The sequence below is a fragment of the Streptomyces sp. NPDC107538 genome (assembly GCF_055657445.1).
Map to the genome: position 1 here is coordinate 177,765 of NZ_JBVKAY010000007.1, position 25,988 is coordinate 203,752.

The 25,988-nt window shown below is 72.2% G+C and carries 20 protein-coding genes; 11 read left to right on the forward strand and 9 right to left on the reverse strand.

Going from position 1 to position 25,988, the window contains the following annotated elements:
* Positions 1 to 21 precede the first annotated feature (21 nt).
* From ACZ7MG_RS25520 to ACZ7MG_RS25530, 3 genes are all read left to right on the forward strand, one after another.
* Positions 22 to 267, forward strand: coding sequence for a hypothetical protein (locus ACZ7MG_RS25520; protein ID WP_471380799.1), 246 nt, complete (start codon positions 22 to 24; stop codon positions 265 to 267).
* Between the two features lie 3 nt (positions 268 to 270).
* Positions 271 to 648 carry a toxin Doc gene (locus tag ACZ7MG_RS25525; RefSeq protein ID WP_471380800.1) on the forward strand — a complete coding sequence of 126 codons (378 nt, stop codon included), beginning with the start codon at positions 271 to 273 and terminating at the stop codon, positions 646 to 648.
* A gap of 569 nt (positions 649 to 1,217) precedes the next feature.
* Positions 1,218 to 3,062 carry a ricin-type beta-trefoil lectin domain protein gene (locus tag ACZ7MG_RS25530; protein ID WP_471380801.1) on the forward strand — a complete coding sequence of 615 codons (1,845 nt, stop codon included), beginning with the start codon at positions 1,218 to 1,220 and terminating at the stop codon, positions 3,060 to 3,062.
* A gap of 183 nt (positions 3,063 to 3,245) precedes the next feature.
* Here ACZ7MG_RS25530 and ACZ7MG_RS25535 read toward each other — a convergent pair whose 3' ends face one another.
* Positions 3,246 to 4,412, reverse strand: coding sequence for a lactate 2-monooxygenase (locus ACZ7MG_RS25535; protein ID WP_471380802.1), 1,167 nt, complete (start codon positions 4,410 to 4,412; stop codon positions 3,246 to 3,248).
* A 696-nt stretch (positions 4,413 to 5,108) separates the two neighbouring features.
* On the opposite strand from ACZ7MG_RS25535, the gene ACZ7MG_RS25540 reads away from it, so the two are divergent.
* Positions 5,109 to 5,573 (forward strand): subtilase-type protease inhibitor, encoded by a 465-nt coding sequence (locus ACZ7MG_RS25540; RefSeq protein ID WP_471380803.1) that lies wholly within the window; start codon positions 5,109 to 5,111, stop codon positions 5,571 to 5,573.
* Positions 5,574 to 5,772: 199 nt separating this feature from the next.
* Here ACZ7MG_RS25540 and ACZ7MG_RS25545 read toward each other — a convergent pair whose 3' ends face one another.
* Positions 5,773 to 5,961 carry a hypothetical protein gene (locus ACZ7MG_RS25545; protein WP_471380804.1) on the reverse strand — a complete coding sequence of 63 codons (189 nt, stop codon included), beginning with the start codon at positions 5,959 to 5,961 and terminating at the stop codon, positions 5,773 to 5,775.
* Between the two features lie 56 nt (positions 5,962 to 6,017).
* Between ACZ7MG_RS25545 and ACZ7MG_RS25550 the strand changes: the two genes are divergently transcribed.
* The gene (locus ACZ7MG_RS25550; protein ID WP_471380805.1) at positions 6,018 to 6,563 is read left to right on the forward strand and encodes an RNA-guided endonuclease TnpB family protein; all 546 of its coding nucleotides are present in this window, start codon (positions 6,018 to 6,020) and stop codon (positions 6,561 to 6,563) included.
* Positions 6,564 to 6,769: 206 nt separating this feature from the next.
* Here ACZ7MG_RS25550 and ACZ7MG_RS25555 read toward each other — a convergent pair whose 3' ends face one another.
* Positions 6,770 to 7,279: an STAS domain-containing protein gene (locus ACZ7MG_RS25555; RefSeq protein WP_471380807.1), complete on the reverse strand. Its 510-nt coding sequence runs from the start codon at positions 7,277 to 7,279 to the stop codon at positions 6,770 to 6,772.
* 167 nt (positions 7,280 to 7,446) lie between these two features.
* Positions 7,447 to 8,469, reverse strand: a complete 1,023-nt coding sequence (locus ACZ7MG_RS25560; RefSeq protein WP_471380808.1) for a Ppx/GppA family phosphatase — start codon at positions 8,467 to 8,469, stop codon at positions 7,447 to 7,449.
* Between the two features lie 166 nt (positions 8,470 to 8,635).
* On the opposite strand from ACZ7MG_RS25560, the gene ACZ7MG_RS25565 reads away from it, so the two are divergent.
* The 4 genes from ACZ7MG_RS25565 to ACZ7MG_RS25580 all read left to right on the forward strand — a co-directional run bounded on the left by ACZ7MG_RS25565 (position 8,636) and on the right by ACZ7MG_RS25580 (position 13,846).
* Positions 8,636 to 9,220 (forward strand): GNAT family N-acetyltransferase, encoded by a 585-nt coding sequence (locus tag ACZ7MG_RS25565; protein ID WP_471380809.1) that lies wholly within the window; start codon positions 8,636 to 8,638, stop codon positions 9,218 to 9,220.
* 74 nt (positions 9,221 to 9,294) lie between these two features.
* Complete coding sequence (locus tag ACZ7MG_RS25570; RefSeq protein WP_471380811.1) at positions 9,295 to 10,788, forward strand: ABC transporter substrate-binding protein; 1,494 nt, start codon at positions 9,295 to 9,297, stop codon at positions 10,786 to 10,788.
* 299 nt (positions 10,789 to 11,087) lie between these two features.
* Complete coding sequence (locus ACZ7MG_RS25575; RefSeq protein WP_471381708.1) at positions 11,088 to 12,557, forward strand: ABC transporter permease subunit; 1,470 nt, start codon at positions 11,088 to 11,090, stop codon at positions 12,555 to 12,557.
* A complete protein-coding gene (locus ACZ7MG_RS25580; protein WP_471380812.1) occupies positions 12,554 to 13,846 on the forward strand; it encodes an MDR family MFS transporter in 1,293 nt (430 codons plus the stop codon). The genes ACZ7MG_RS25575 and ACZ7MG_RS25580 overlap by 4 nt, the downstream gene beginning before the upstream one ends.
* A 271-nt stretch (positions 13,847 to 14,117) precedes the next feature.
* On the opposite strand, the gene ACZ7MG_RS25585 is transcribed toward ACZ7MG_RS25580, so the two are convergent.
* The 4 genes from ACZ7MG_RS25585 to ACZ7MG_RS25600 form a co-directional block, all read right to left on the reverse strand.
* Complete coding sequence (locus ACZ7MG_RS25585) at positions 14,118 to 16,949, reverse strand: NHLP bacteriocin export ABC transporter permease/ATPase subunit (RefSeq protein ID WP_471380813.1); 2,832 nt, start codon at positions 16,947 to 16,949, stop codon at positions 14,118 to 14,120.
* A gap of 1 nt (position 16,950) precedes the next feature.
* Positions 16,951 to 19,116: an NHLP family bacteriocin export ABC transporter peptidase/permease/ATPase subunit gene (locus tag ACZ7MG_RS25590; RefSeq protein ID WP_471381710.1), complete on the reverse strand. Its 2,166-nt coding sequence runs from the start codon at positions 19,114 to 19,116 to the stop codon at positions 16,951 to 16,953.
* A 68-nt stretch (positions 19,117 to 19,184) separates the two neighbouring features.
* The gene (locus tag ACZ7MG_RS25595) at positions 19,185 to 19,991 is read right to left on the reverse strand and encodes a hypothetical protein (protein ID WP_471380814.1); all 807 of its coding nucleotides are present in this window, start codon (positions 19,989 to 19,991) and stop codon (positions 19,185 to 19,187) included.
* An 88-nt stretch (positions 19,992 to 20,079) separates the two neighbouring features.
* Positions 20,080 to 20,295, reverse strand: coding sequence for a hypothetical protein (locus ACZ7MG_RS25600; protein WP_033528587.1), 216 nt, complete (start codon positions 20,293 to 20,295; stop codon positions 20,080 to 20,082).
* Between the two features lie 720 nt (positions 20,296 to 21,015).
* On the opposite strand from ACZ7MG_RS25600, the gene ACZ7MG_RS25605 reads away from it, so the two are divergent.
* The gene (locus ACZ7MG_RS25605; RefSeq protein WP_471380816.1) at positions 21,016 to 22,464 is read left to right on the forward strand and encodes a S1 family peptidase; all 1,449 of its coding nucleotides are present in this window, start codon (positions 21,016 to 21,018) and stop codon (positions 22,462 to 22,464) included.
* 265 nt (positions 22,465 to 22,729) lie between these two features.
* Here ACZ7MG_RS25605 and ACZ7MG_RS25610 read toward each other — a convergent pair whose 3' ends face one another.
* Entirely contained in the window at positions 22,730 to 24,874 is a 2,145-nt protein-coding gene (locus ACZ7MG_RS25610; RefSeq protein ID WP_471380817.1) for a SpoIIE family protein phosphatase, read from the reverse strand.
* A gap of 290 nt (positions 24,875 to 25,164) precedes the next feature.
* Between ACZ7MG_RS25610 and ACZ7MG_RS25615 the strand changes: the two genes are divergently transcribed.
* Positions 25,165 to 25,767 (forward strand): LuxR C-terminal-related transcriptional regulator, encoded by a 603-nt coding sequence (locus ACZ7MG_RS25615; protein WP_471380818.1) that lies wholly within the window; start codon positions 25,165 to 25,167, stop codon positions 25,765 to 25,767.
* The last annotated feature ends 221 nt before the right edge of the window (positions 25,768 to 25,988 follow it).

Below are 25,988 nucleotides of genomic sequence, written 5' to 3' on the forward strand. Positions count from 1 at the left end.
CCCTCGCGGTACCGTTGGTGCATGCCAGCTCTGAATGTGGAGTTCAGCGACCGCGAGCTAGAGGATCTGCGGCAGATCGCCAAGGAGCGCGGTACGTCGATGAAGGCGCTCGTGCGCGAGGCCGCCGCTGCCGACATCGTGCGGCACCGGGCGCTGAAGGAGGGCGCGGAGGCGTTCCGCCGGTTCTTCACCACGCACGCCGACGAGTTCGCCGCCGCCTTCCCGGACGACGAACCGGCCGCGCACGTCAAAGGGCGGGCCGTCTGAGCGATGGCACCCGTCATCCACATCGACGTGCCCTGGCTGCTCCAGCGGCATGAAGAGGTCATGCCCGAGCAGCCCACCATCAACGACTTCTCCGCGCTGGTCGCCGCCGTGGCCCGGCACCGCGTCGACCCGCCGCGCCTCGGCGTCGACTCCGACCCGGCCTGGCGGGCCGCCGCGCTGCTGCACACCCTCGCGGTGCTCAAACCGCTGCCGGCCGCCAACGCCCGTTTCGCCTGTGCGACGGCCGTGGCGTACATGTTCGTCAGTGGCGCCGGCATCGACCCGCCGTACGGCGCCCTCGTGGATCTCGCGCGCGATCTGCTCTCCGGGGCGGCCGATGTCTACGGGGCCGCGGACCGGCTGCGGTCCTGGCAGATCTGAGCGGTTCCGGCGGATCCGAGCCGGCCGGACGAGGGAGGACCCGCCCCGGGGCCGCCGACCGAGGGCGGGAGGATCAAGGTCGGCGGCCGTTTCGCGCGGGAGAGCCGCCGTTCCGCGCGGGGCCTTCCGAGGTGGCCGACTCCAGTCAACAACCAACCGTCGGCGCGCCGGGAGCGTGCGCGGGACACCGGGATGTGCGTTCGGTTCACACGGGGTGCTTGAAATCTTGAGTATTCAGAAAACGGAAGGCTTCGTTCTGCGAAGCGGAAGCATCGATACCGGTCATCTGACCTGCTTTTAGTGATGCGGATGTTGCACAAGTGCCTTGTTAGCCATGAGTAACTTGTGCAAGGGTGAACTTCCTGCGCATGGGCAATGGCCCCGCCAGAAAGGCCATTTGGCCTTTCCGGTCGCCGAAGGGCCCAAAAGGCTCAAGGAAGACGGTCATCGTGCGGTTCGGCCCCCGACCGCTTTCCCGGCGCCCGCCAAAAAGGTACGCACCAATCCAGGGCCCTTTTCGGCGGCCACAACTCCGTGTGCCATCTTGCGCCTTGGAAGGAACCCGCTCTGTGCACACCCCCCACCCTCCCCGTCCCACATATCCGCCCGCGCCCGGCCCGGTGCCTGGAGAGTCCGACGAGACGCTCGCCGCCCGGCTGAGGGGCTGGTCGGAAGGCGGCACCGGCGACCCCGTCGCCCTGCTGATGGCACGGCACTGGCAGCCGACGTACGACTACGCGGTCATCTGTCTCGCCACCCAGTCCCCGGTGGCCTCGATGGTGACCGCGACCGCCTTCCACCGGGTGCTCGACGGGCTGATGCGGGGCGAGTCGGGCGTGGCCCTGCGGCCACGGCTGCTGGTGGCCGCGCGCGACACCGTCAAGGAGTGGTCCGCGGAAGGGGGCGTCTCCGGTGTGCTGGCCGACCTGAGGAAGCCCGCGGGCGGTCGCGGTATGCGGGCGGCGAAGTCCATGACGCCCGAAAACCGCAAGCTCGTCGAGCGCTCTTTCCAGGCCCTCCCCGCGGTCGCCCAGTGCCTGCTGTGGCACACCGAAGTAGAAGCCGAAACGATAACCATACCCACTGGTCTGCTGGGCCTGGACGCCGACAGCGCGACCGCCACCCTGGAGCAGGCACGCGACAAATTCCGTGAGGGCTGCGTCCGCGCCCACCGGGAACTCGCGCCGTCCAAGGATTGCCGCTTCTACAACCGGCTGCTGGACGTACCGATTCGCCGCGGCGGCGCCCTGCTGCCCGATGTCCAGCAGCATCTGCTGGAGTGCCGGTACTGCCGTTACGCCGCCGAGCAACTCAGCCATTTCGAGGGCGGACTGGGCGGAGTCATCGCCGAGGCCGTACTCGGCTGGGGCGCCCGGCGCTATCTCGACTCCCGGCCCGGCCGCATGCCGCAGAAGGGGAGTTCGAGACGTCCGGGGAGCGGCGGCCGGCACCGTCTGCTCTCCCAGATCCCCGCACAGCGCCGCCGGATCACCGCCGGGGCGCGCAACCCCCGCGCCCTGATCACCGTCGGTGTCTCCTCGGGCGCCCTGCTCGCGGCCGTCCTGGGTGCCGCGTTCCTCTCCGACGACGGCAACGGAGCCGACCCCACGGCCTCCACCAGCGCCACCGGGGGCGTCGCCACGGCACCGGACACCGGCAACGACACCACCACCGACACGGCGTCGCCGACCCCGCCGGCCTCCGCCGGGCGGCCCACGGCACCCCAGCAGACGCGGCTGCGCAACCAGGCCGCCGACCTGTGCATCGACATCCAGGGCGGCAAAGCCGTGAAGGGCGCCTCGACCGAACTCGCGGTGTGCGACTCCGGCTGGACCCAGAAGTGGTCCTACGAGGAGGACGGGCTGCTCCGCAGTGTCGCCAACCCCGAACTGTGCCTGGACTCCCAGGTGGACGCCGGGGTCGTCGTCCTCGGCAAGTGCGCCGACGACGACTCCGAGCGCGGGGACGACGTGCGCTACGACTTCACCGTGCAGGGCGAGTTGCTGCCCCGGTGGGGGGAGGGGCTCGCCATGGCCCCGGTCGCCCGGGAGCCCGACGCGGACATCGTCGTCAAGGTCCGGGACAACTCCACCACCCAGCGCTGGCTCACCGACGGCGTCACCGCCAGCCCCGAGTCCCTGTCCGTCTCCGGTTCCGAGGCGCCGACGCCGGAGACGGAGCCGGTGTCCCGCGAGCCGGAGCCGGAGCCGGAGGCCGACGGTGCCTCTCCGGACCCCGGCCCGGAGAAGTCCCGCTCCCCGCAGCCGGGTGCGTCCCCTGAGGCGGAGGCCGAACAAGGGGGCTCGATCCTCTCGGTGGGGGACGACGACGCGGAGGCCTCCGGCGAGGCGCGGCTGGTGCTGCCGCTGACGTCTCTCGACGTCGCGGGGCTGTTGACGGGCCTGGGGTTGTAGGGGCGGGGCGTTGTCGGGTGCGGGTTCGGTGGGGGCTGGTCGCGCAGTTCCCCGCGCCCCTCAAAAAGCGGGGGCTGCGCCCCATGCTTTTTGCCTTTAGGGGCGCGGGGAACTGCGCGAGAAGCCCCACCGGACCCGCGCGTACCCACCCACCCCCGCGCGGAGCGCGAAGGGGCTGGCCGGTCAGGCGGAGCCGAAGAGGCTGTCGGCCCCCACCGACCCCGGCGTCCCGTGCCCCGACAGCGCGAGCGTCAGGTCGAGTTCGGCGAGCAGACAGCGGATGACATGTTCGACGCCGGCCTGCCCGTCGAGGGCGAGACCATAGACGTACGGCCGCCCGACCAGCACCGCCCGGGCCCCGAGCGCCAGCGCCTTGAAGACGTCGTCCCCACTGCGCACCCCACTGTCGAACAGCACCTCCATCCGCTCACCCACCGCCCGCACCACCCCCGGCAGCGCGTCGGCGGCCCCCACACCCCCGGCCACCTGCCGTCCCCCGTGGTTGGACACGACCACCCCGTCCATCCCCGCGTCCGCCGCGAGCCGTGCGTCGTCCGGGTGCAGGACCCCCTTCAACACGATCGGCCCGTCCCAGTGTTCGCGCAGGAACGCCAGATCGGGCCAGGTCTTCCCCGGGTCGCCGAACATGCCCGCGAAGTGCAGCACGGCCGCGTTCGGATCCTCGTGCACGGGTTTGGCGAGCCCCGCCTGGAACGCCGGGTCGGAGAAGTAGTTGGCGGTGCCGACACCGTGCAGGAACGGCAGATACGCCCGTTCCAGATCGCGTGGCCGCCAGCCGAGCAGCGGCGTGTCGAGGGTGACGACGAGCACGGAGTACCCGGAGGCCTTCGCCCTGTGCAGGAAGCTCCGGGTGACCTCGCGGTCCTTCGCCCAGTACAGCTGGAACCAGCGCTCCGCGTCGCCCAGCACCTCCGCGACCCGCTCCAGGGGCGTGCTGGACGCCGAGGACAGGATGTACGGCACGCCCTGCGCGGCGGCGGCCCGTGCGGCCGCCGACTCCGCCTCGGGGTGCACGATCGACAGCACGCCTACCGGGGCGAGTGCCACCGGCGCCGGCAGCGTACGGCCCAACACCTCGACGGACAGGTCGCGTTCGCTGACGTCCCGCAGCAGCCGGGGCACGATGCGGTGCCGGTCCAGCGCCGCCCGGTTGGCGCGGGCCGTGCTGCCGTCCCCCGCGCTGCCCGCCACATAGCCGACCGGGCCGGCGCCGAGCCGGTGCTCGGCCAACTCCTCCAGCCGGCTCAACTCGGCGGGCAGCCGTGGCACGGCCCCGCCCATCCCGCCCAGATAGATCTCGTACTGAAAGTCCGCCCAGTGCTTCGCCATCCGCCCGACCCGCCCCTCACCGTCAGCAACCCACCACGTCGCCGACGATCCTGACGACCCCGACGCCCGCCGTCCACCGCCACGCGCGAGCGATCGGTCGGAAGAGGGGGCCGGGGGCGCCAGCGCGCTGGCGGGGATCGGTGGGTGCCGGGGTCGGGGTGCTGCTGGGTGTCGGCGGGTGCCGGGGGCAAGGGGATTGGCCGGGAGCTGGCGGGGATTGCCGGATGTTGGTGGGTGCCGGGGTGCCGGGGTGCCGGGGTGGGGGCGTCTCGGGCAGGAGCGGAAGCCGTCCTCAGGGGGTGAGGTGACGGTACGGGCGCCCGTCGAGTCGACACCAGGGGGCGCTTCGTCCATTTTCCGGGGTGCGAGTGGATGAATCGTCCACCATCGTGAGGGGGTCCGGGCAGGGAAGCGGAATGTTTCAGGCCGATTGCTCAGTGGTGGAGATCCGGCCATTTGTGATCATGGAGCGATCGGGAACCGCTCAGAATCGGGGTTCACGTGGTCGATCTCCGTGACTTCACGCCACTGATTCAATACTCAAAGTTACCGAAACCTGTGGGGTCGATGTGTGTTCCGGCCCTGGACCCGGCAGACTCGCGCTCGCCGATCCGGCACCGACCGGGCCGGCCTCGTACACACGACCGATGTGACGGGGCCGTCCGGGCACTCCTGCAGAGCGGAAGGATGCACACCATGCCGAAGACCGCGCGCCTGGCAGCGACTCTGACCCTGGCGGCCACCGCCGTCTGCGGTCCCCTCACGGGCTCCGCGCTCGCCGCCCCGGCGCTCACCACCCCCGAGCCCGCCGTGGCCGCGCCCGCCGTGTCCGGGCTGTACGCCCCCTCGGCCCTGGTCCTGACCATGGGCCACGGCGAGAACGCGGTCGCCGTCACCCCCGAGCGCGCGGTCACGCTGACCTGTGCGCCCAAGGCCTCCGGCACGCACCCGGCGCCCGTCGACGCCTGCGCCGAACTCCGCGACAGCGGCGGCGACTTCGCCGCCCTGAGCGGCATGGGCGGGGCGATGTGCACCAAGCAGTACGACCCGGTGGTCGTCACCGTGCACGGTGTCTGGCAGGGCAAGCGCGTCGCGTACGAGCGCGTCTTCGCCAACGAGTGCCTGAAGAGCTCGGGCGCGAGCGTCCTGTACGCCTTCTGAACGATCCCTGGGACAAGGCCGCTTCGTGGCGGCCGAACAGACCGGGGTCGCGTGGTCCCGTGAGTGATGAGCGAGGGTTCGTGGCTGGGGAGCGCGAGCCCTGTCGCGGAGTGTCACGCGATCCCCGTCCGGGGGCCGGCCGAGCGGAGTGGGGCCGAGGGCCGGCCCCCGGCATCAACTGCCGGGGGCCTTCAGGCGTTCACTCGGTGACGGTCCAGCGGCCGACCTCCTGATGGCCGGTGTCGTACAGGGGCTGGCCGTCCCCGGGAGTGATCTCGCAGTGCCGGAGGTTGCCGCCCCAGTAGCGCAGGATGCGCTCCAACTCCTGGACGGTGGTGCCCTCGTCCCAGTCCGTGCTGTCCAGGTCGACTTCGAGAAGAAACTTCACCTGATCTCCTTCGAGGATGCCCCGTCCTTCAGGTCGGGGTGGGGATGCCCTCCCGCTTGCGGGGAAGAATCGAAGCTCCTGCGGAGCAGGGCAGCAGGCGGGGCAAGCGTGACCTGCGCTCGAAGCTGCAGAAGAAGCGCACCAAGAGCGCGGCCCGTGCCCTCAAGCGCCAGCGGCGCAAGGAAGCCCGGTACGCCACCCAGCGCAACCACATCATCGCCAAGAAGCTCTTGGATACCGCTGAACGCACCTCCAGGGGTATCGGTCTGGAAGACCTGACCGGTATCCGGCAGAGGGTTACGGCCAAGAAAGACCAGCGGGCACGGCTTTCCTCCTGGGCGTTCGCCCAACTCGGCTCCTTTGTCGAGTACAAGGCCAGGCGGGCTGGTGTGCCCGTGGTCCACGTGGACCCGCGCAATACCTCCCGGCAGTGCTCGGAGTGCCGGCACACCCACCGGACCAACCGAGTGGATCAAGCACGGTTCGTATGCCGGTCCTGCGGGACCGTGCTGCATGCGGACCACAACGGCTCCCGCAACATCGCCCACCGGGCTGATGCTGTGTGGAAGCGGGGCGCAGTCAACCGCCCCAGTACCGCCTAGCGGCACCGGACGCAGGGAACCACAGTGGGACCTCAGCTTTCCGTCTCACTCTGCCTGCAAGCCTGGTCCTTCAGCTTCAGGGCCGGGTAGTTGACTTCGCGCGTCTCCACTTCTGTCTCCACTTCTGTCTCGCTCGGATTCCGTGCCGGTGTCCGCCGGAACGGGTGTGCGCCTGCCGCAGGTCCTTCAATCGTTTCATTGAACTGCTACTTGAGACTTGGCCCTTGCGAAGACGGAGGCGGAGACAGGGGAGTGGGCGGAAGGTCCGGGAGCGGTGGGAAGCGGCCCAACAGCCCTGCGGCGCGCAGCAGGCGCCGTATCCGGGGCTGGTCGGAGACCAGGCGCAGCCGGCCGCCGCGTGCCCGGGCCGTGGCCTCCGCCCGGCACAGGACGCGCAGGCCCGAGCAGTCGAAGAAGGAGACGCCCCGCAGGTCGACGAGCACGTCCGGCTCGCCGGGCCGTCGGCCGGGCCCGGTGACGGCGGCCGTCAGATGCTCGGCCACGAGGCCCGCCGAGGCGATGTCGATCTCACCCGAGACCTCGATCACGGTGAACGGGCCGGACCGGTGAGTACGGGCGTACGGATTCGCCGCCACCGGTCCGGATCCGGGCCCGGCTTCGGATGCGGGCCCGGCTCCGGACGCGGGTCCGGGCCCGGCTCCGGCGGCCGTGTCCTCGGGCCGGGGGACGGCACGGTCATGGGCATCCGGGGGCATGGCGGCTCCACCTTGTCAGGGGTAGGGCGCATTCGGTCCCGTTAGCTACCCCGGCGCGGAGCCGGCCACCCCTTTCACGCCCGGCGCAAGATTTACAGCACTCGAAAAGGTGAACTTCCGTGCTGACCATTGACATTGCGGTGGATCGCTGATGTGGAGCGCACGGTTCAGTGGGCCGGCACGGCGATACGCAGGGGCACGGCGCCCGCCGCGCTCGAACCGCCCGGCCCGGTGTCCTCGATGTCCCGCGTCGCCTCCGCCCACCACGCCGGACCGTCCTCGATGTGCCGCAGCAGGACGCCTTCGCGGATCGCCCAGGGGCAGATCGTCACGGACTTCAGGCCGGCGAGCTTCATCGTGGTGTGCCCGACCAGCGCTCCGGCGAGGCTCTGTGTCGCCCGGGGCGCGGAGATGCCGGGCAGGACGGACCGCTCGGCGGCGGGGAGGGCGGCGAGGCGGTCGATGGCCAGGCCCAGGTCCGCGCACCGCAACTCCCGCTCCACGAACGGCCCTTGACGACCCGGCGCCGACCCGCACAGCCGGGAGAGCTGCTGGAAGGTGCGCGAGGTGGCCACGGCGGTGCGCGGCCCCTCCCAGCGGATGCGGGCGGAGACGTCCCGGAGCTGGTGGCGGACCTTGCGCCGCAGCGCCTTGATGCTGTCCGGGGACGGCGGGTCCTGCCCCTGGAAGAACTCATGGGTCAGCCGGTTGGCGCCCAGGGGCAGCGAGGCCACGAAGTCCGGCAGCCGGCCCCGGCCGAAGGCCACCTCCAGCGAGCCGCCGCCGATGTCCAGCAGCGCGAGCGGTCCCGACCGCCAGCCCATCCACCGCCGTGCGCCGAGGAAGGTCAGTTCGGCCTCCACCTCGCCGGGCAGGGTGCAGATCGGTATCCCGGTCTCCGCGCGCACGGTCCGCAGCACCTCCCGGCAGTTCGGCGCGGAGCGCACCACGGCGGTCGCGAACGCCAGCGGCGTCGACGCCCCCCATCTCTCCGCCGTGCGCGCCGCCGCCGCGACCGCGTCGCACAACTGCCGTACGGCCTCCTCGGGCACCTCGCCCCCGGGCGTCACCTGCTCGGACAGCCGCAGGCGCCACTTGGCGGTGTGCACCGGCAGCGGTATTCCGCCCTCGGCGTCCGCCACCACGAGCCGTACCGTGTTCGATCCCACATCCACCACGCTCATCCGCATGACCGACGGAGTACCCGGTGAGCGCCTCAACACGCGTAGCCCGCACGGCGGTCAGTGGCACACAGTTGCATACCGGCCGGATGCCGCCGTGCTTCACCACCCTCCGGCGAGCGGCCGCCGCGCACCCCCCAGTGGAATGATCAGACTTATTGCATATGATGCGCAGGTGCAGCACTATGACATCAGGGTGGCAGGACCCGACGACCTCGACGGCGCCCGTACGGTGATGCTCGACACCGTCTACCGCGACTTCGGCACCGGCTATGTGCCGCGCTGGCACGGGGACATCATCGATCTGGAGGGCGCGTACGTCGCCCCCGCCCGGCATGTGCTCCTGGTGGCGGTCGACGCGCGGGACGGCGCGGTCGTCGCCACCGGCGCCCTGGACTCCCGGGGCCCCGCCCATCCGCCCAACCCCCGCTGGCTGGCGGAGCGTTACCCCTCGGGCGGGACCGCCCAGCTGCGCCGGGTGTACGTGCGTGCCGAGCACCGGCGGCGCGGGCTGGCCCGGCGGCTGGTCGCGGCGCTGCTGGACTTCGCGGCGGCGGACGGCGGTTACCGCTCCGTCTATCTGCACACCGACCCCGGCGTGCCCGGCGCCGAGGACTTCTGGCGCTCGCAGGGCGTGGCCGTGTGCGACGAGCGTGAGGTGACGGGCGAGCGGGTCGTGCACTTCGAGATCCCGGTGCCGCAGGGGGCGCCTCTTCTCGTGCCGCAGGCCGTCGACCCCCTCGACCCCCTCGCAGGTTAGATGATAATCATTCTCATGTAGGGTGTGTCGCGCGCCACCTGCTCACCCCTGTCCCTCACAGAGAACCAAGGACCATGCGCTCACCCCGTCGCCGTCGCGTCGTCGCCGGCCTGCTTCTCGCCCCCGCCCTGACCGGCTGCTTCGCCTCGAACGGCGAGACTTCTGACGACAAGTCGGCCGACGGCTCCCGCCTGCGCGTGGCCCTCGCCTTCCCGCCCGCCGAGAACTTCTCGCCCTACGGCGCCGACGCCACCCTCCTCAGCCGCCTCGGCGTCACCGAGGGCCTCACCAAGCTCGACGCCAACGGCTCCGCGGCCCCCGCGCTCGCCGAGTCCTGGACCCGGGAAAACGACCGGAACTGGCTTTTCACCTTGCGTGAGGCCACCTTCCAGGACGGCACCGACGTCACCCCGGCCACCGTCGCCGCCGCCCTCACCCACGCCACCGAGGCCGAACCGGTCACCGCCGCGCTCTCCGGCGTCAAGCTCACCGCGAAGGCGGACGGCGACCGTCAGGTCCGTGTCACCACCGACGACCCCGACCCCGCCCTGCCGCTGCGGCTCACCAGCCCCGGCCTCGCGATCCTGTCCGCCAAGGCCTACGGCGGCAAGCGCGTCGACCCGGTCGGCACGGCCACCGGCCCCTTCGAGGTCACCGAGGTCACCGGCACCACCGCCGCCACCCTGGACCGCTTCGACGCCTACTGGGGCGGACGCGCCCAGGCGAGCGGCATCGACGCCAAGTTCATCGCCGACGGCTCCGCCCGCACCAACGCCCTGCGCACCGACCAGGTCGACGTGGCCGAGGCCGTCCCCGTGGCACAGGCCTCCACCCTCGACCAGGACACCCGGCGCGAGACGGCCACCACCCGCACCACCAGCCTCCTCCTCAACACCAAGTCCGGTGCCTTCAAGGACCCGAAGCTCCGGGCCGCCGCCCGTGAGGCCGTCGACGGCTCCGTCCTCGCCAAGGACGTCTACGAGGGCCACGCGGACGCCGGCGTCGGCATCTTCGGGCCCGCCGTGACCTGGGCCGCCGACAAGCGCGTCGAGCCCGCCGGGCGCGCGAAGGCCACCGAGGGCGACGGCACCTCCATCACCGTCGCCACCTACGACAACCGGCCCGAGCTGCCCGAGGTCGCCCAGGTGCTGCAACAGCAGCTCCAGAAGGCCGGGTTCAAGGTGAAGCTGGAGGTCCGCGAGTACTCACGGCTGGAGAGCGACGCCCTCGCCGGGAAGTTCGACGCCTTCGTCGGCGCCCGCAACTCCCTGCTGGACACCGGCGACCCCGTCTCCATCATGGCCAGCGACTTCACCTGCGACGGCAGTTACAACCTCGCCCTGCTCTGCGACAAGAAGGTCGACCGGGCGGTCGCCGCCGCCGCGAAGGAGGCCGACACCGCCAAGCGGCAGCAGGCGGCCATGACCGCCGAGGCGGCCATCCTCGCCACCGACGCCACCGTCCCGCTCGTGCACCAGCGGATCATCACCGGCGTCGGCGACTCCGTCCAGGGTGTCATCCTCGACCCCTACGAGCGCACGCTGGTCGGAACGGGGACCCGGCGCTGATACGGGCACTCTGGCGGACCCTGCTCGCCGCCACGCTGCTGTGCGCCATCGGCCTGCTGCCCTGGCTGTCGCGCACCGACCCGGCGCTCACCGTCCTCAAGGCACGCTCCGCCGAACGCGACCCGACCCCCGAGGTCCTGGCGGCCGTACGGGACGAGATCGGCCTCGACGCCGGCCCGGCGAAGCTCCTCGCGGAGTGGTTCGGCGGGCTGGCGCACGGTGACGCGGGCCGGTCGTGGATCTCCGGCGCCGAGGTCACCCCGTCCGTCGTCCAGGCCCTCGGGGTCTCCGTGCTGCTGATGGCCGCCGCGCTCGTCGTCGCGGCGGCCACGGCCGCGGCGGTCTGCGCCCGCACCCTGTGGCTCGGCGCGCACCGCCGCCTCGACGACCGCCGCGGCGGCGGCAGCCTGGCCGCGATGCTCGCCGCGCTGCCCGAGTTCCTCACCGCCTCCGTGCTCGCCGTCGTCGTCGGCGTGCACCTCGGCTGGCTGCCCGCGCTCGGCTGGTACGGGCCCGAGTGGATGGTGCTGCCCGCGCTCGCCCTCGGCCTGCCCGCGGGCGCGCTGCTCGGCCGGATGCTCGACGACCTGCTGCCCGGCGCCTTCGCCGAACCCTGGGCGCTGGCCGCCGCCGCCCGCGGCATACCCGGGCGGGCCACCGCCCGCCAAGCCGTACGCCGCTGCATACCCGGACTGCTGCCCAACCTCGGCCTGTTCGTCGTCGGCCTTACCGGCGGCGCCGTCACCGTCGAGCAGATCTTCGACATACCCGGCCTCGGCCGTACCACCCTCCAGGCCGCGATCGCCCAGGACCTCCCCGTCCTCCAGGCCGGCACCCTCGCCCTGGTCCTGCTGGCCGCCGTCGCCGGAGCACTCGCCCGGCTCGCCGCCCGCCTCCTCATCGGCCCGGCCCTCCGCGACGGCGCACTCCAGTCCCTGCACCGCCCGAAGCCGCCCGCCCCCCGCCGCACTCCACTGCTCCACGGCACGCTGCTCCTCGCGGTCGTCGCACTCGGTCTGACCCGTGACCCGCTCACCCTGGACACCGGATCGCGGCTCCAACCGCCATCCTGGGCCCACCCGTTGGGCACCGACGCGCTCGGCCGCGACCTCCTCGCCCGGATCGGGCACGGGGCGTTCACCACTCTCTCCCTGGCCGTCACCATCAGCGCCGCCGCCCTCCTCGCGGGACTTCTGCTCGGTCTGCTGCCCCGCTTCTCCGGGCCCCTCGTCGACACCGTCAACGCCATCCCCCCGGTCCTCGCGGGCCTGCTCGTCGCCGGAGTCGCCGGCAGCGGAGCGGCGACACCCGCGCTGGCCGTGGCCGCCGTCGCCTGGGTGCCGCTCGCCGCGCACACCACGGCCCTGCTCGAACAGGAGCGGGCCACGACGCACATCACGGCGACCAAGGGGCTCGGCGCGGACACCGGCTATCTCCTCCGCCGCGAACTGCTCCCCGCCGTCCTGCCCCCCGTCGCCCGGCACGCCCTCCTGCGGCTCCCCGGTGTGGCCCTCGCCCTCACCGCCCTCGGCTTCCTCGGCCTCGGCGCGCAGCCACCGGACCCGGAATGGGGCCTCCTGCTCGCCGAGAACCAGCCCTACGCCGAACGCGCCCCCTGGGCCGTCGCCGCCCCCGCCACCGCCCTCGCCCTCCTGGGCGCCCTCGCGGTCACGGCGACGGGCGGAGTGCGGTGGCCGCGCCTGCCGTTCGCCGGGAGCGCCCGCCGGCCGGGGCCGGCCGTCGCAGCGACCGTCGGAGAGACCGGATGACAGAGCCCCAGCGGAAGCAGCCGGTGAGCGACGCGGCGGAGCGGCGGGCAGCGGACGAAGCGCCTGAGCAGAGCACGGCCAAGCCCTCCCGGCGCGGCACCTGGGCGAAGCTCAACCCTCTGCTCCGGCTGCTGATTCTCACCCAACTCGCCTTCAACATCGGGTTCTTCGCCGTGCTGCCGTTCCTCGCCGAGCATCTCGGTACGGCGATCGGCATGGCCGGCTGGATGGTCGGCTTCGTGCTCGGGCTGCGCACCTTCAGCCAGCAGGGGCTGTTCGTCGTCGGCGGGGCACTGGCCGACCGCTACGGCGTACGGCCGGTCGTCCTGGTCGGGTGCGCGCTGCGGATCGGCGGCTTCGCCTGGCTCGGCTACGCGGACGCGGACTGGTCGGTCATCGGATCCGTCCTGCTGATCGGGTTCGCGGCGGCCCTGTTCTCGCCCGCCGTCGAGTCGGAGGTCGCCCGGCAGGCCGTGGTCTGGGAGGAGTCGGGCGGCGGCCCCCGTACGAGCGTCCTCGCGCTGTTCACGGTGGCGGGACAGGCCGGCGCGTTCGTCGGGCCGCTCATCGGCGCGCTGTTGCTGGCCGTGGACTTCCGGGTGGTGTGTCTCGTGGGCGCCGGGGTCTTCGTGCTCGTCCTCGCCGGGCACGCGTGGCTGCTGCCGCAGCACATCCCGGGACGGGAGCGGGTCGCGGTGAAGGGCGGCCTCGGCGGGCTGCTGCGCAACCGCCGGTTCCTGGCGCTGTGCTGTGCGTACGGGGCGTATCTGCTGGCGTACAACCAGCTGTATCTGCTGCTCCCCGACGAGGTGGAGCGGGCCACGGGGTCGCAGTCCGCGCTCGCCTGGCTGTTCGGGCTGTCGTCGCTGCTGGTGGTGACCGCGCAGTTGCCGGTCACGCGGTGGGTTGCGGAGCGGTGGGATCTGCGGCGGTCCATGGTGGCGGGGCTGCTGCTGATCTCGGGTGGGTTCTTGGTGGTGGGCCTCGCGCTGCCCGCCGGGTGGGCCGGGAACGCGGGGCTGTTGCCTGCCGCCGGGTTCGTGGTGTTGCTGACGGTGGGGCAGATGTTGGTGGCGCCGGCGGCGCGGGCGTGGGTGCCGGATCTTGCGGTGGCGGGGAGGTTGGGGCTCTACACCGGGGCGATGTCCTCGGTGTCCGGGTTGATCGTGCTGGGGGGTAGTGCGGGGGCCGGGGCGCTGATGGACTCGGGGGTGTCTCGGGTGGTGCCGTGGGTTGTGCTGGCAGTGGTCCCGGTGGCGGCGATCGCGCTCCTGCCGCGCCGTCGTTGATCGCCCCCGCCGCCCCTACCCGTCCCATCCCCAGGGGCTGCGCCCCTTCGACCCCCTTTCGCGCTCCGCGCGGGGTGGGTGGGTATGCGCGGGTCCGGTGGGGCTTCTCGCGCAGTTCCCCGCGCCCCTAAAAGACACGGCCCCTGCGGGCCGTGAAAAAGCAGGGGCGCAGCCCCGTTTTTTCAGGGGCGCGGGGAACTGCGCGACCAGCCCCCACCGGACCCGCACCCGCCGACGCACCCCCCACCCCCGAGCTCTTCCGCGCCGCCGCTCAAGCCATCTGACGGCGGACCAGTTCGTGCAACCGTCCCGCGGGATTCGCCAGCAGCTGGGCCGGAGGGCCTACCTCCGCCACCTTGCCGTCCTCCATCACCACCACCCGGTCCGCGTCCATGACCGTGGACAACCGGTGGGCGATGACAACCCGCGTCGCGTTCAGCGCGCGCGTGCTCTCGATCACCGTGCGCTGCGTCTCGTTGTCCAGTGCGCTCGTGGCCTCGTCGAAGAAAAGGAGACGCGGGCGGCGGATCAACGCCTGGGCGATCATGAGGCGTTGGCGCTGGCCGCCGGAGATCGCCCCGTTGCCCTGGACGATCGTGTGCAGCCCCATCGGCATGCGCTGGATGTCCTCGGCGAGCCCGGCCATCGCGGCGGCAGCCATCGCCTCCTCCGGAGTGAACGGCTCCGTCCCGCAGATGACGTCCAGGATCGAACCGGTGAACGGCTGCGCGTGCTGGAGTACGACCCCGCACTGGCGGCGCACGGCGGACTGGTCGAGGGCGCCGAGGTCCTGGCCGTCGTAGAGGACGCTGCCGGAGACCGGTTTGTCGAAGCCGATCAGCAGCCGCAGCAGCGTCGACTTGCCACAGCCGCTCGGGCCCACGATCGCCACGAACTCGCCCGGCTCGATCGCGAAGGACACGTCGTCCAGCACCAGCGGGCCGTCGTCCGCGTAGCGGAAGGAGAGCCGGCGGGCCTCCAGCGCGCCGGAGAGGGCACCGGGGCGCGTGCTCGCCGTACGGACCTCCGGCGTGGCCTCCAGCACCGGCTTGATCTCCTCGAACAGGGGGAGGACCGCGACCGCCGACACGAACGCGCCCGTCAGCTGCGTCACCGACGTCAGCAGCATCGTCACCGAGGTGTTGAAGGTGAGGAACTCCGCCGCCGACATCGACCCGCGCGCCGGGCCCGCCAGCAGCATGAACATCAGCAGGGTGCACAGGGGGAGATACACCGCGCCCAGCACCGTGTTGAGGTTCTTGATGCCGCCGACCTTCTGCTGCAGCTCCCGGCTGCGCGCGAACTCGCCCGCCCAGGCGGCGTACGCGTAGTTCTCGGCGGCGGCCACCCGCAGCTTCGGCAGACCGCGCAGGGTCTGGAAGGCCTGGTTGTTCAGCTTGTTGCTCAGCACGACGAGGCGCCGCTGCCAGCGGACCTGCCACAGGCCGAGGCCGAGGAAGACGGAGGCCACGAGCACGAGCATGCCGATCGCCGCCAGGGCCATGGGGACGCTGTACCAGAGCAGCAGTCCGAGGTTCACGGCGCCGACGGTCACCGACTGGGCGACCACGGGGCCGACCCCGGCCAGGGTGCGGCGGATCGCGCTGATGCCCATGGCCGCGCTGGCCAGTTCGCCGGTGGAGCGGGAGGTGAAGAACTTGGTCGGCAGGCGCAACAGGCGGTCCCAGACCGCCGGTTGGAGGGTCGCCTCGATACGGCCCTCCAGCCTCAGGATCGTCATGTTCTGCAGCAGCAGGAACGCGGCCGACACCACGCTCGCCAGCATGATCGCCAGGCAGACCCGCACGATCAGGTTCTCCTGCGCCTTCGGCACGTACTCGCCGAGGATCCGGCCCGTCGCGATGGGCACGAGAGACCCGAGCAGGACCGTGACCAGGCCGCTGAGCAGCAGGCCCGTCATGTCGCCGCGCGTGCCGTGCAGGCTGAACCGCATCAGTCGCAGCGGGCTCAGCACCCGTTCGGGCAGCGGCCGGTAGAACATCACCGCCCGCGGCTCGAACTCCGCAGCGTTCGCCTTCTCGATCGGCGTCTCCCGGCCGGACGACGGCTGTACGGCCACATAGCCGCCGCGCCGCCACAGCAACGCCACCGGGGCCCCGGACAGGGCCCGGTGCCCGACCAGCGGGCCCACGTTCTCCCGCCACCAGCTCCCGGCGAGCCGTACGGCACGGACCCGGACCCGGGAGGCGAGCGCGATGCGTTCCACCGGGTCGAGCCGGTCGCTCTCGGTGCCGCTCTGCGCCGGTTCGGAGAGGGCGATCCCGGCGGTCCGGGCGACGACCTTGCAGGCCGCGTACGTGGCGTCCGCGTCGGCGGCCGTCGTACGCCGGTTCGCGGACTGCTTGCCGATCGAGGCGAGGAGCGTGCGGTCGGCCTGGGCGCGGACCGCCTCACCGGCCTTGATCCCGGCCGCCGTACGGTCCTCGTGGGTGCGCTCCAGCTGCTCGATCCAGCGGTCCAGCGTGGCCAGCAGCCGGTACTGCTGGTCGACCATGCTCTGCCAGACCCCGGGGTCCATCAGCAGATCGGCCGCCGCCTCCGCGCCGTACAGCGAGCCGTACTGGACGCTGCCGGGCGGCACCCGCATCCAGAACACGTCGTCGTCGGTGGGCGCGGCGGCCTGTTCGGTGGCCATCGGCGCCTGGAAGAGGATGGACAGACCGCGGCCGACGCCCAGGGCGAGGGCGTATTCGAGGGGGCTGGTCTGCGGCGGTACGAGCTGGGGGTTGCCCCATTCGTCGTACGACCAGGTCTCGGTGCCCACCTGCTGGTACAGCTCGCGCAGGCCGATGCGCCGGACCACGCAGTCGCGCAGCGGGCGGGCGACCAGGGTGTGCTGGGGCCCGGCGACCGGGCCGAGCAGCAGCGCGCCCGCCTCCAGACGGCCCAGATGGTGCCAGTGGCCCTGCTGCACGGCGTCGACCGCGAACAGGTCCAGCGCGCCGGAGGCCACCAGCCACAGCGTCTGCGGGCCTTCGAGGTCGAGGCGGGTGCGGCCGGCGCAGTCGAGGGGGGTGCCCATGGCGCCGAGCGCGCCGAGGACGAGGTCGCCCTCGGCGCCCTCACCGGACGGGGACGTCATCTCATCGCTCCCTGACCAGCTGGGCGTACGCGCCGCCGCGTGTCACCAGCTCCTCGTGCCGTCCGCGTTCCACGATCGTGCCGTGCTGGAGGACGACGATCTCGTCGCTGTCGCGGACCGTGGAGAGCCGGTGGGCGATCACCACACACGCGCAGCCGCGCTTGCGCAGGTTGTCCATCACGATCAGTTCGGTCTCCGCGTCCAGCGCGCTGGTCACCTCGTCGAGGACGAGGATGCTGGGCCTGCGGACCAACGCCCGCGCGATCTCCAGGCGTTGCCGCTGACCGCCGGAGAAGTTCCGGCCGTCCTGCTCGACCCGGCTGTGGATCCCGCCGGGCCGGCGGACCACCACGTCGTACAGGGCCGCGTCGCGCAGCGCCTCCACCACGGCCTCGTCCGGGATGGACGGGTCCCACAGGGCCACGTTGTCGCGGACCGTGCCCTCGAAGAGGAACACCTCCTGGTCGACGAAGGAGACCGAGGCCGCCAGCGCGCCCCGGGGGATGTCCTCCAGCCGGCGGCCGTCGATGCGGATCACGCCCTCCCAGGGGGAGTACAGGCCCGAGATCAGCCTCGACACCGTCGACTTGCCGCTGCCCGAGCCGCCGACCAGTGCCACCTGCTGCCCCGGGCCCACGGTCAGGTCGAAGCCGGTGAGCAGGGGCTTGTCGAGAGGGCTGTAGCCGAAGGTGATGTTCTCCAGCTCCACATGCCCCTGGAGCCGACGCGTGGACTCGGCGGCGTCCGGGCGGGCGTACAGCGGGTCCGCCTGGAAGTTCTCCACGTCCTTGAGCCGGGCCACGTCGGCCGCGAAGTCCTGGATCCGGCCCGCCACGCCGTTGAGACGGGTGATCGGGGCGGTGAAGCGGGTGACCAGCGCCTGGAAGGCGACCAGCAGACCGACGGAGATATGGCCCTCGACCGCGCGCATCCCGCCGATCCACAGGATCAGCGCGCTGTTGAGCGTGGCGAGCGTCGGGGCGACGACACCGAGCCAGGCGCTCGGCACGCCGAGCCGCTGCTGCTCCTCCAGCGTGGTGGCGTGCTGCCCCGCCCACTTGCGGAAGTAGCCCTCCTCGCCGCCGGTCGCCTTCATCGTCTCGATCAGCTGCAGGCCGGTGTACGCCGTGTTGGTGAGCCGGGCGTTGTCGGCGCGCAGCTTCGCCGTCCGGGTCGCGCGCAGCCGGATCACCACCCGCATCGCCACCACGTTCAGCAGTGCCACCCCGATGCCGACGAAGGTGAGCTGCGGGTCGTACGTATAGAGGAGGACGGCGTAGAGGACGACCACGACCGCGTCCACCCCGGCCGCCGCGAGATCGCGGGCCAGGGTCTCGGCGACCGCGTCGTTGGACTGGAGCCGCTGGACGAGGTCGGCGGGGCTGCGCTGGGAGAAGAAGGTGACGGGCAGGCGGAGCAGATGGCGCAGGAAGCGGGCGCTGGAGAGAGTGGAGGAGATCAGGCGCCCACGCAGCAGATTCGCCTGTTGCAGCCAGGTCAGCAGAACCGTCAGCAGCACACAGGCGCCCATCGACGTGAACAGCACACCCAGCAGGGAGGTCTGGCCGCCGATCAGGAACATGTCGATATAGGTGCGGCTCAGCGCGGGCACCGCCGCGCCGACCGCCACCAGCAGCAGACTGGCGAGCACGGCGGCGGGCAGCGTGCCGGCGGTACCGCGCATCCGGGCGGGCATGGCACCGAGGACACCGGGCCTGCGCCCGCCCTTCTCGAAGCCCTCGCCGGGCTCCATGACGAGGACGACCCCGGTGAAGCTCGCGTCGAAGTCCTCCATCGGCACGAACCGGCGGCCCTTGCCGGGGTCGTTGATGTGCACGCCGCGCCGGCCGAAGCGGCGCCCCATGCCGTCGTAGACGACATAGTGGTTGAACTCCCAGAACAGGACCGCCGGCGCCTTCACCTCGGCGAGGGCGGCCACGTCCATCTGCATGCCCTTGGCGGTCAAGCCGTAACTGCGGGCCGCCTTCAGCAGATTGCTGGCGCGCGAGCCGTCCCGGGAGACACCGCAGGCGATCCGCAGCTCCTCCAGCGGGATGTGCCGTCCGTAGTGGCCGAGGACCATGGCGAGGGAGGCGGCGCCGCACTCCACGGCCTCCATCTGCAGCACGGTCGGCGTACGGACCGTCTTCTGCCGGCCCTTGGGCACCGGACGCTTCTGCGGGGCGGCCTTGCGTCTGCCGCGTACGGGAGGCGGGGCGGTGTCCTGGGACGCGGTCACGGCAGCAGCCAATCGATCGGACGCTCGTCGGCCAGCCTGATCGAGCCCGTGGCCATGGTCATGGAGGTCAGCTCGAACGGCGGCCCGTCCTGCGAGGACCACTGGTAGCCCGACTCGGTCGACGCCTTGCGGTCCAGCCGTACGGTCACGGCCACCGGGCGGCCCTTCTTGGTGAACTGCTCGCCCAGCTGGTCGTCCCCGAGGAACGCGCCGATCGACTGCGGGGTCTGCGCGGTGCGGTCCACCTTCTTCACATGGCCGCGCAGTACGCCGTACCGCTGGGTGGGCGCCGACTGCACGGTCAGGTCCACCGCGGCGTCCTCCGGGATCGAGGCCGCGTTCTCGGCGGGAACGTACACCGTCGCGTAGAGCGGGTCGTCGGCGTCGGCGACCTTCTCGACGGCAGCGACGTTCGCGCCGGTCTGGATGATCTGGCCGATCGTGGCGGCGAGCGCGGAGACCCGGCCGGCCGCGACGGACCGGACGACTCGCTCGCCGTCGGCGGTGGCGACCTTCAGGACGGGGGCCCTGGCGGGCAGCCGCTCGCCCTGCCGCGCGAGCACGGCGGTGACCTGACCGGCCACCGGGCTCTGCAGCACGTAACTGCCCTGGTTGTGGGTGAGGACGGCGGGCGCGCTGACCGTGGACGCGACGGAACCCGTGACGGCCCACACGGAGGCGGCGGCCATGGCGACCACCGTCACGGACAGCACCAGCCAGCCCTGCGGGCGGGCGAAGCGCACCGGGAGGTCGAGTTCCTCCGGCGACTGGAGCTTGGCGAGGGCCTGTTGGCGGAACTGCACGGGACTTCCCTCGGACGGGACTTCTGGGCACCCCGACAGTCCCGGAACCTGTCAGGTGGTTCCGGGACTCAGCGGTACTGGGGGTCGATCAGAGACCGGCGACCAGGCTGGTGACCGGGGCGGTGTTCAGACCGGTGACACCCTCGACCGTGCCGACGGCCGTGTTGACCAGGCCGGAGACCGGGGCGATGCCGTCCACCAGGCCGGTGACGGTGCCGACGGCGTTGACCGAGAGGCCACCGGAGACGGCGTCGAGGGCGGCGTCCGAGATCTCGGCGGTCTCAACCTGGGGGGTGGAGTTCATGATGGAACTTCCCTTCGTATAGCTCTTCATCAGGGGGGAGCGGCCCCCTTCTGGGGACAGAACGACGGCCGCGCACGTGGGTACTTACCTCTCGATCCGGAGAGCTGGCTGCTTCCGTCTCCAAGAGCTCGGCGGCCCCCGCGGTGCGATGGATATAAGCAGATCGCCGCCGCGCACATCCAATCAACATGGCCTCTCACCAGCGCAGTTGGTGACCATGACGGTTCATTGGTGCAGGAGTGCGCACGGCTTGGGGGCGGCTTCTCCACACGGATCGCGGCATCGTCATACGTCCTTCATTGCCGGCCGGAAAACGAAAGGGACAGTCCCGCCTCAAAGGCACGGCACCCGATCCGGGCCTGTGCAGAACTTCCACCGGCCGTGACTCCGCTGAGCATTCGGTGTGGAGATTCCCTGAAGCCGGTTTCCCGATCTTCGACGTGGACGGACCGCTGTCGGGCGGTCGCGGACAGTGCCCGCCCGGACGCCGGCCGGTGGCACCCACAGAGCGCCCACAGGTCACCCACGGGGACGCGCGGGCGGGAAGTCGTGAAATGGCACGCGAACGACGGGCGTAGCGCGCTTTGCGAAATGGAAGATCGGAATCTTTTTGCGGAGCGTTGAACACCCCACCGGAACCATCCGTACCAACTGGCAACCAGGCGCCCCGAGTTCACCCGCCGGACGGCGGTACGGACCCCGTCCCCAGGAGGTCAAGAGTTGAGTCACAAACGAGCCACCAAGCGCAAGGCGTTCATAGCCGCAGGCGGCGTGGCGGCGATCGGTGCGGCGGCCCTCATTCTGCCGAACGCGATGGCGTCGCAGACGGAGTCCAAGGACGCGGCCCCGAAGACGCTCGCGGCGAGTGACGCCTCGGACCTCGCCTCCCAGCTCCAGGAGTTGCTCGGTGACGCGTTCGCAGGCGCGTACTACGACTCGGGCGAGCAGCAGCTCATCATCAACGTCATCGATGGCCTCGAGATCGACGGCGACGACAACAACGTGATCATCCAGGCCCAGTCGGCCGGTGCGGAGGTCCGTGAGGTCGACAACAGCTGGTCCGAGCTCCAGAAGGGCGCGGCCACGCTGAAGGAGCAGGCCAGCGTCCCCGGCACGGCCTGGGCGATCGACCCCCGCACCAACAAGCTCCAGGTCACCGCCGACTCCACGGTCACGGGCGAGAACTGGGACACCATCGAGACGGCCGTCAAGTCGCTCGGCTCGGGCATGGCGACCATCAAGAAGTCCGCCGGCACGTTCAAGACGTTCCTGGAGGGCGGCGACGCCATCTTCGGCGGCGGCGCGCGCTGCTCGGCCGGCTTCAACGTGCTCAACGCTGAAGGCGCCCCGGCCTTCCTGACCGCCGGTCACTGCGGTGTCGCCGAGGCCGAGTGGTCCGAGGAGGAGGGCGGCGCGCCCATCGCCACCGTCGACGCGGCGACCGCCACGTTCCCCGGCGCCGGTGACTTCGCCCTGGTCAACTACAACGACCCGGCGACCCAGGCGGCCAGCACGGTCGACCTCGGCAACGGCCAGACGGTGAACATCAACGCGGCCGGCGAGGCCGCGGTCGGCCTCCAGGTCTTCCGCATGGGCAGCACCACCGGTCTCGCCGACGGCCAGGTCACCGGCCTCGAAGCCACGGTGAACTACCCCGAGGGCACGGTCACCGGCCTCATCCAGACCAACGTCTGCGCCGAGCCCGGCGACAGCGGCGGCTCGCTGTTCACCGAGGACGGCCAGGCCATCGGTCTGACCTCCGGCGGCAGCGGCGACTGCACCGTCGGCGGCGAGACCTTCTTCCAGCCGGTCACCACCGCCCTCGCCGCCACGGGTGCCACCCTCGGCGACGCCGGCGCGGGCGCCGGTGAGGAAGCTGCCGGCGGTGCCGCCGCCGGTGCGGGCGAAGAGGCCGACGGTGGCGCCGCCGCCGGAGCCGGCGAGGAGGCCGACGGCGGTGCCGTGGCCGGTGCCGGTGAGGAAGAGGGCGCCGCCGCGGCGGGCGCGGGCGAGGAAGAGGGCGCCGCTGCCGCCGGAGCCGGCGAGGAGGGCGACGCGGGTGCCGTCGCCGGTGCGGGCCAGGAGCAGGAGCAGGGCATCGGCGACCAGGGCGTCGGCGACCAGGGCGTCGACGAGCAGGGTGTCGACGAGCAGGGCGTCGAGCAGTAGGCGAACGCCACCGAGAACGTGAGCGACGGCCCGGGGTTCAGCGGCCACTGACCCCCGGCCGTCGCCTCACGGCCCACCCACCGGCCACACCACAGCGGTCCGGCGGACAGGTGGAACGGTCCGGCCCTCCGGCGGGAGGGCCGGACCGATTCGTCGCTCTGAAAAAGGGGCGAAGCCCCGTCTTTTCAGGGGCGCGGGGAACTGCGCGACCAGCCCCCACGCACCCGCACCCGACGAACGACCCACCTGGCAACAACCCGAGGCCTCACCCGGCGGAGCCAGTCGCCCGCAGCAACAGCAACGCCACATCATCGGCCCGCTCCTCCGCCGCCCCGATCTCCCGCACAAGACTGTCGGCCAGCGCGTCCAACGGCCGCTCCCCGGCCGCAGACAACCGCTCCCCGAGCTCCGCCAACGCCTCCTCGATGTCGACCCCCGGCGACTCGATCAGCCCGTCGGTGTAGAGCACCAGCACCGACCCCTCCGCCAGCGCCACCTCGGTCGTCGGATACGACGCCTCCGCGTCGATCCCGAGCAGCGGCCCACCCGCGAGGTCCAGCACCCGCACCTTCCCGTCCGGCCGGCGCAGCAACGGCGGCGGATGCCCCGCCCGCGCCATCACGGCCGTCCCGTGCTCCGGATCGAGCCGCAGATACAGACAACTGGCGAACAGCTCCGAACCCAGGTCGATCAGCAGCCGGTTGGTGCTGCTCATCACCTCCTGAGGCGCCTGCCCGACGGTCGTGTACGCGCGCACCGCCGTACGGATCTGCCCCATCAGCCCCGCCGCCGTCACGTTGTGCCCCTGTACGTCACCGATCACGGCGGAGGCCCGTCCGTGCGAGAGGACCAGGTCGAAGAAGTCGCCGCCGATGTCCATGCCCCGGGTGGCGGGCAGATAGCGGGAGGCCGCCTCGATCCCGGGGATCGACGGCAGCGAGTGCGGCAGCAGCGCCTTCTGCAGCCCGTGCGCGACCTGGTGCTTGGCGTCGTACAGCAGCGCCCGCTCCAGCGCCTGCGCGATCAGTCCGCTGAGGCTGGTCAGCACCGCGCGTTCGTCCGCCGGGAACGGATGCGGATCCGCGTACCCGAGCACCCAGGTCCCCACCGGCCGCCCCGACGCGATCAGCGGGAGATACGCCCAGGCGCCCAGCCCGTCGGGGGAGTCCTGCCGCATCGGATAGAGGTGCTCCAGCTGCTGCCGGGACTCGAAGAAGGCCGGCACCCCGGTGGTGAGCGCGTGCGCCCCGGGCATCGGCGCGGACAGCGGCATCCCGTCGAAGCGTTCCACGAGATGCGGGTCGGTGTAGCCGCGGTGCCCGAGCACATGCAGCCGTCCGGCACGCGAGCCGAACATCACCAGGGCCTGGCTGCCGATGGCCGGGGCGATCTCGTCGGCGACCAGCTCCACCACGTCCTGCACACTCACCGCCTCGGTGAGCGCGCTCGCCAGCGCCAGCACATGGTGGATGGTCACCAGCCGGCCCTGCCCCTCGCCCTCCGCCCGCGCGGCCCGCTCGGCCTCGGCGACCGCGCGGGCCCGGGAGATCCGTACGCTCAGCCCGTTCGTACCCGGGTACAGCCGGAACGACAGCCAGTCGCTCGGCGGTCTCAGCGCCACGAACGACGTCACGTGCTGGCTCATCAGCGCCGCCCGGTACCGGTCCTCGTACACCGGATCGTTGAGCCACGGCACCGACGCCCACAGCTGGGTGCCCAGCAGGGCGCTCACCGGGATGCCGAGCAGTTCGGCCGTGGCCGCGTTGGCGAAGGTGATCCGCCCGTGCAGATCGAGCGCGCACATCCCGTACGGCAGCCGCGCCACCATCCGCGCCGCCTCCACCGTGCCGAGCGTCCCGGCGACCATGGTCGCGGACGGCGCCGACAGGTCCGGCTCGGGCAGCACCGGCCGGCCCTCCTCCTCCGCGCGCCGCAGCCGCTTCGCGAGCCGGTCGCAGGCGGACGTCAGCTGGTCCCGCTCGCGCTCGCTCAGCTCCGGCGGGTGGGAGCCGGGCCAGGTCAGGAAGACGGCGCCGTACGTGGTGTCGCGGGTCGCCACCGGCAGCGCGGCCAGGGCGAACGGGTAGGGCAGCACCATGGCGATCCGGGGATAGCGGCGGGCCATCTGCTCCTCGCCGCTGACCCACACCAGCCGCCGCCCGCGCACGGCCTCCGAGACCGGGACCGGGGCGCTCAGCCCCACCCGCTCCCAGGGCGCGGCGAACGATCTGGGCAGCCCCGCCATGACCGCCATCTCCAGGACCGGTTCGTCCGGCGTGAGCAGATACACCGCGCCGGAGTGGGCCTCGACGTCGTCCATCATCGCGGCCAGGGCCAGCGACAGCAGCGGATGGCCGACCCGGGCCGTGTCGACGGTCGTCCGCCCTCCGGACGCGTGGACGCCGGCCATGCCGACCACCTCCTCGCACCTCGTACGGCCGCGCGACGCGCCCCAGGGTCCAGGCTCCCCCCTGGAGGCCGCCCGCGCACGGCGAGCGCCCTGCCGTGGACGAACCGCTGTACCCCCTCTCGCCCGGGCCATGCCCCCTCGGTGATGCGCGGCGTCGCGCGCGGGCGCCGCGAGTGCGCCCCCTCGCACCCCGATGGCTGGTTCTTCGCGCCCGGGCGTGGTCGGGGGCGCCAACAATGGGCACGCGCTGAGGCGGAGGACATCGGGTGTCCGGGAGGCGGAGGGCGAACGTGATCGGGGTACTGCTCGTGCACGACGAATGTCTGGTCAGGTCGGTACTGGCGGAGTGGCTCCGCGCGGAACCCGGACTGACGGTGTACGACGCGTCCTGGCGTGCGGCGCCGGGGCGCGTACGGTCCCTGCGGCCGGACGTCTGCGCGGCGGACCTGTACTGCGCGGACGCGGTGGGCATCCCGCCCTTGGCCGACCTGCGCGGCACCGGCGCCGCCGCCCCGGGGCTCCTCGTCCTGGCGCACGCCGGCAGACCCGGACTCCTCAAGCGCGCCGCGGAGGCGGGGGCCCTCGGGTACGTCGACAAGGAGGGGTCACCGCAGCGGCTGGTGTCCGCGATCCGCGAGGTGGCCCGGGGGAGACGGTTCATCGACGACTCCCTCGGCTTCGGCTTCCTCAAGGCCGCCGAGATGCCGCTGACCCGCCGTGAGCTGAGCGTGTTGTCCCTGGCCGCGGAGGGCGCCTCCGTCGCCGAGATCGCCGGCAGCCTGCACCTTTCGCACGGGACCGTGCGCAACTACATGGCCGCCATCACCCGCAAGACGGGGGCGCGCAACAGGATCGACGCGATCCGGATCTCCCAGGGGGAGGGCTGGCTCTGAGGGACGCCGTACGGCCGGGCGGGGCGTGGCCGCCCCGGGTCCCCAGGCGCCCACCAGGTCCCGGTAGAGGGGGGAGCGGGCGAGCAGTTCGTCGTGCTCCCCGTACGCCACGGAGCGCCCGTCCATGACCAGCACCCGGTCCGCGCGACGGGCCGAGCTGACCCGGTGGGCGACCACCACGAGGGTCGTGTCCGGCCGTCGCGCGAACGCCCGTTCCGCGC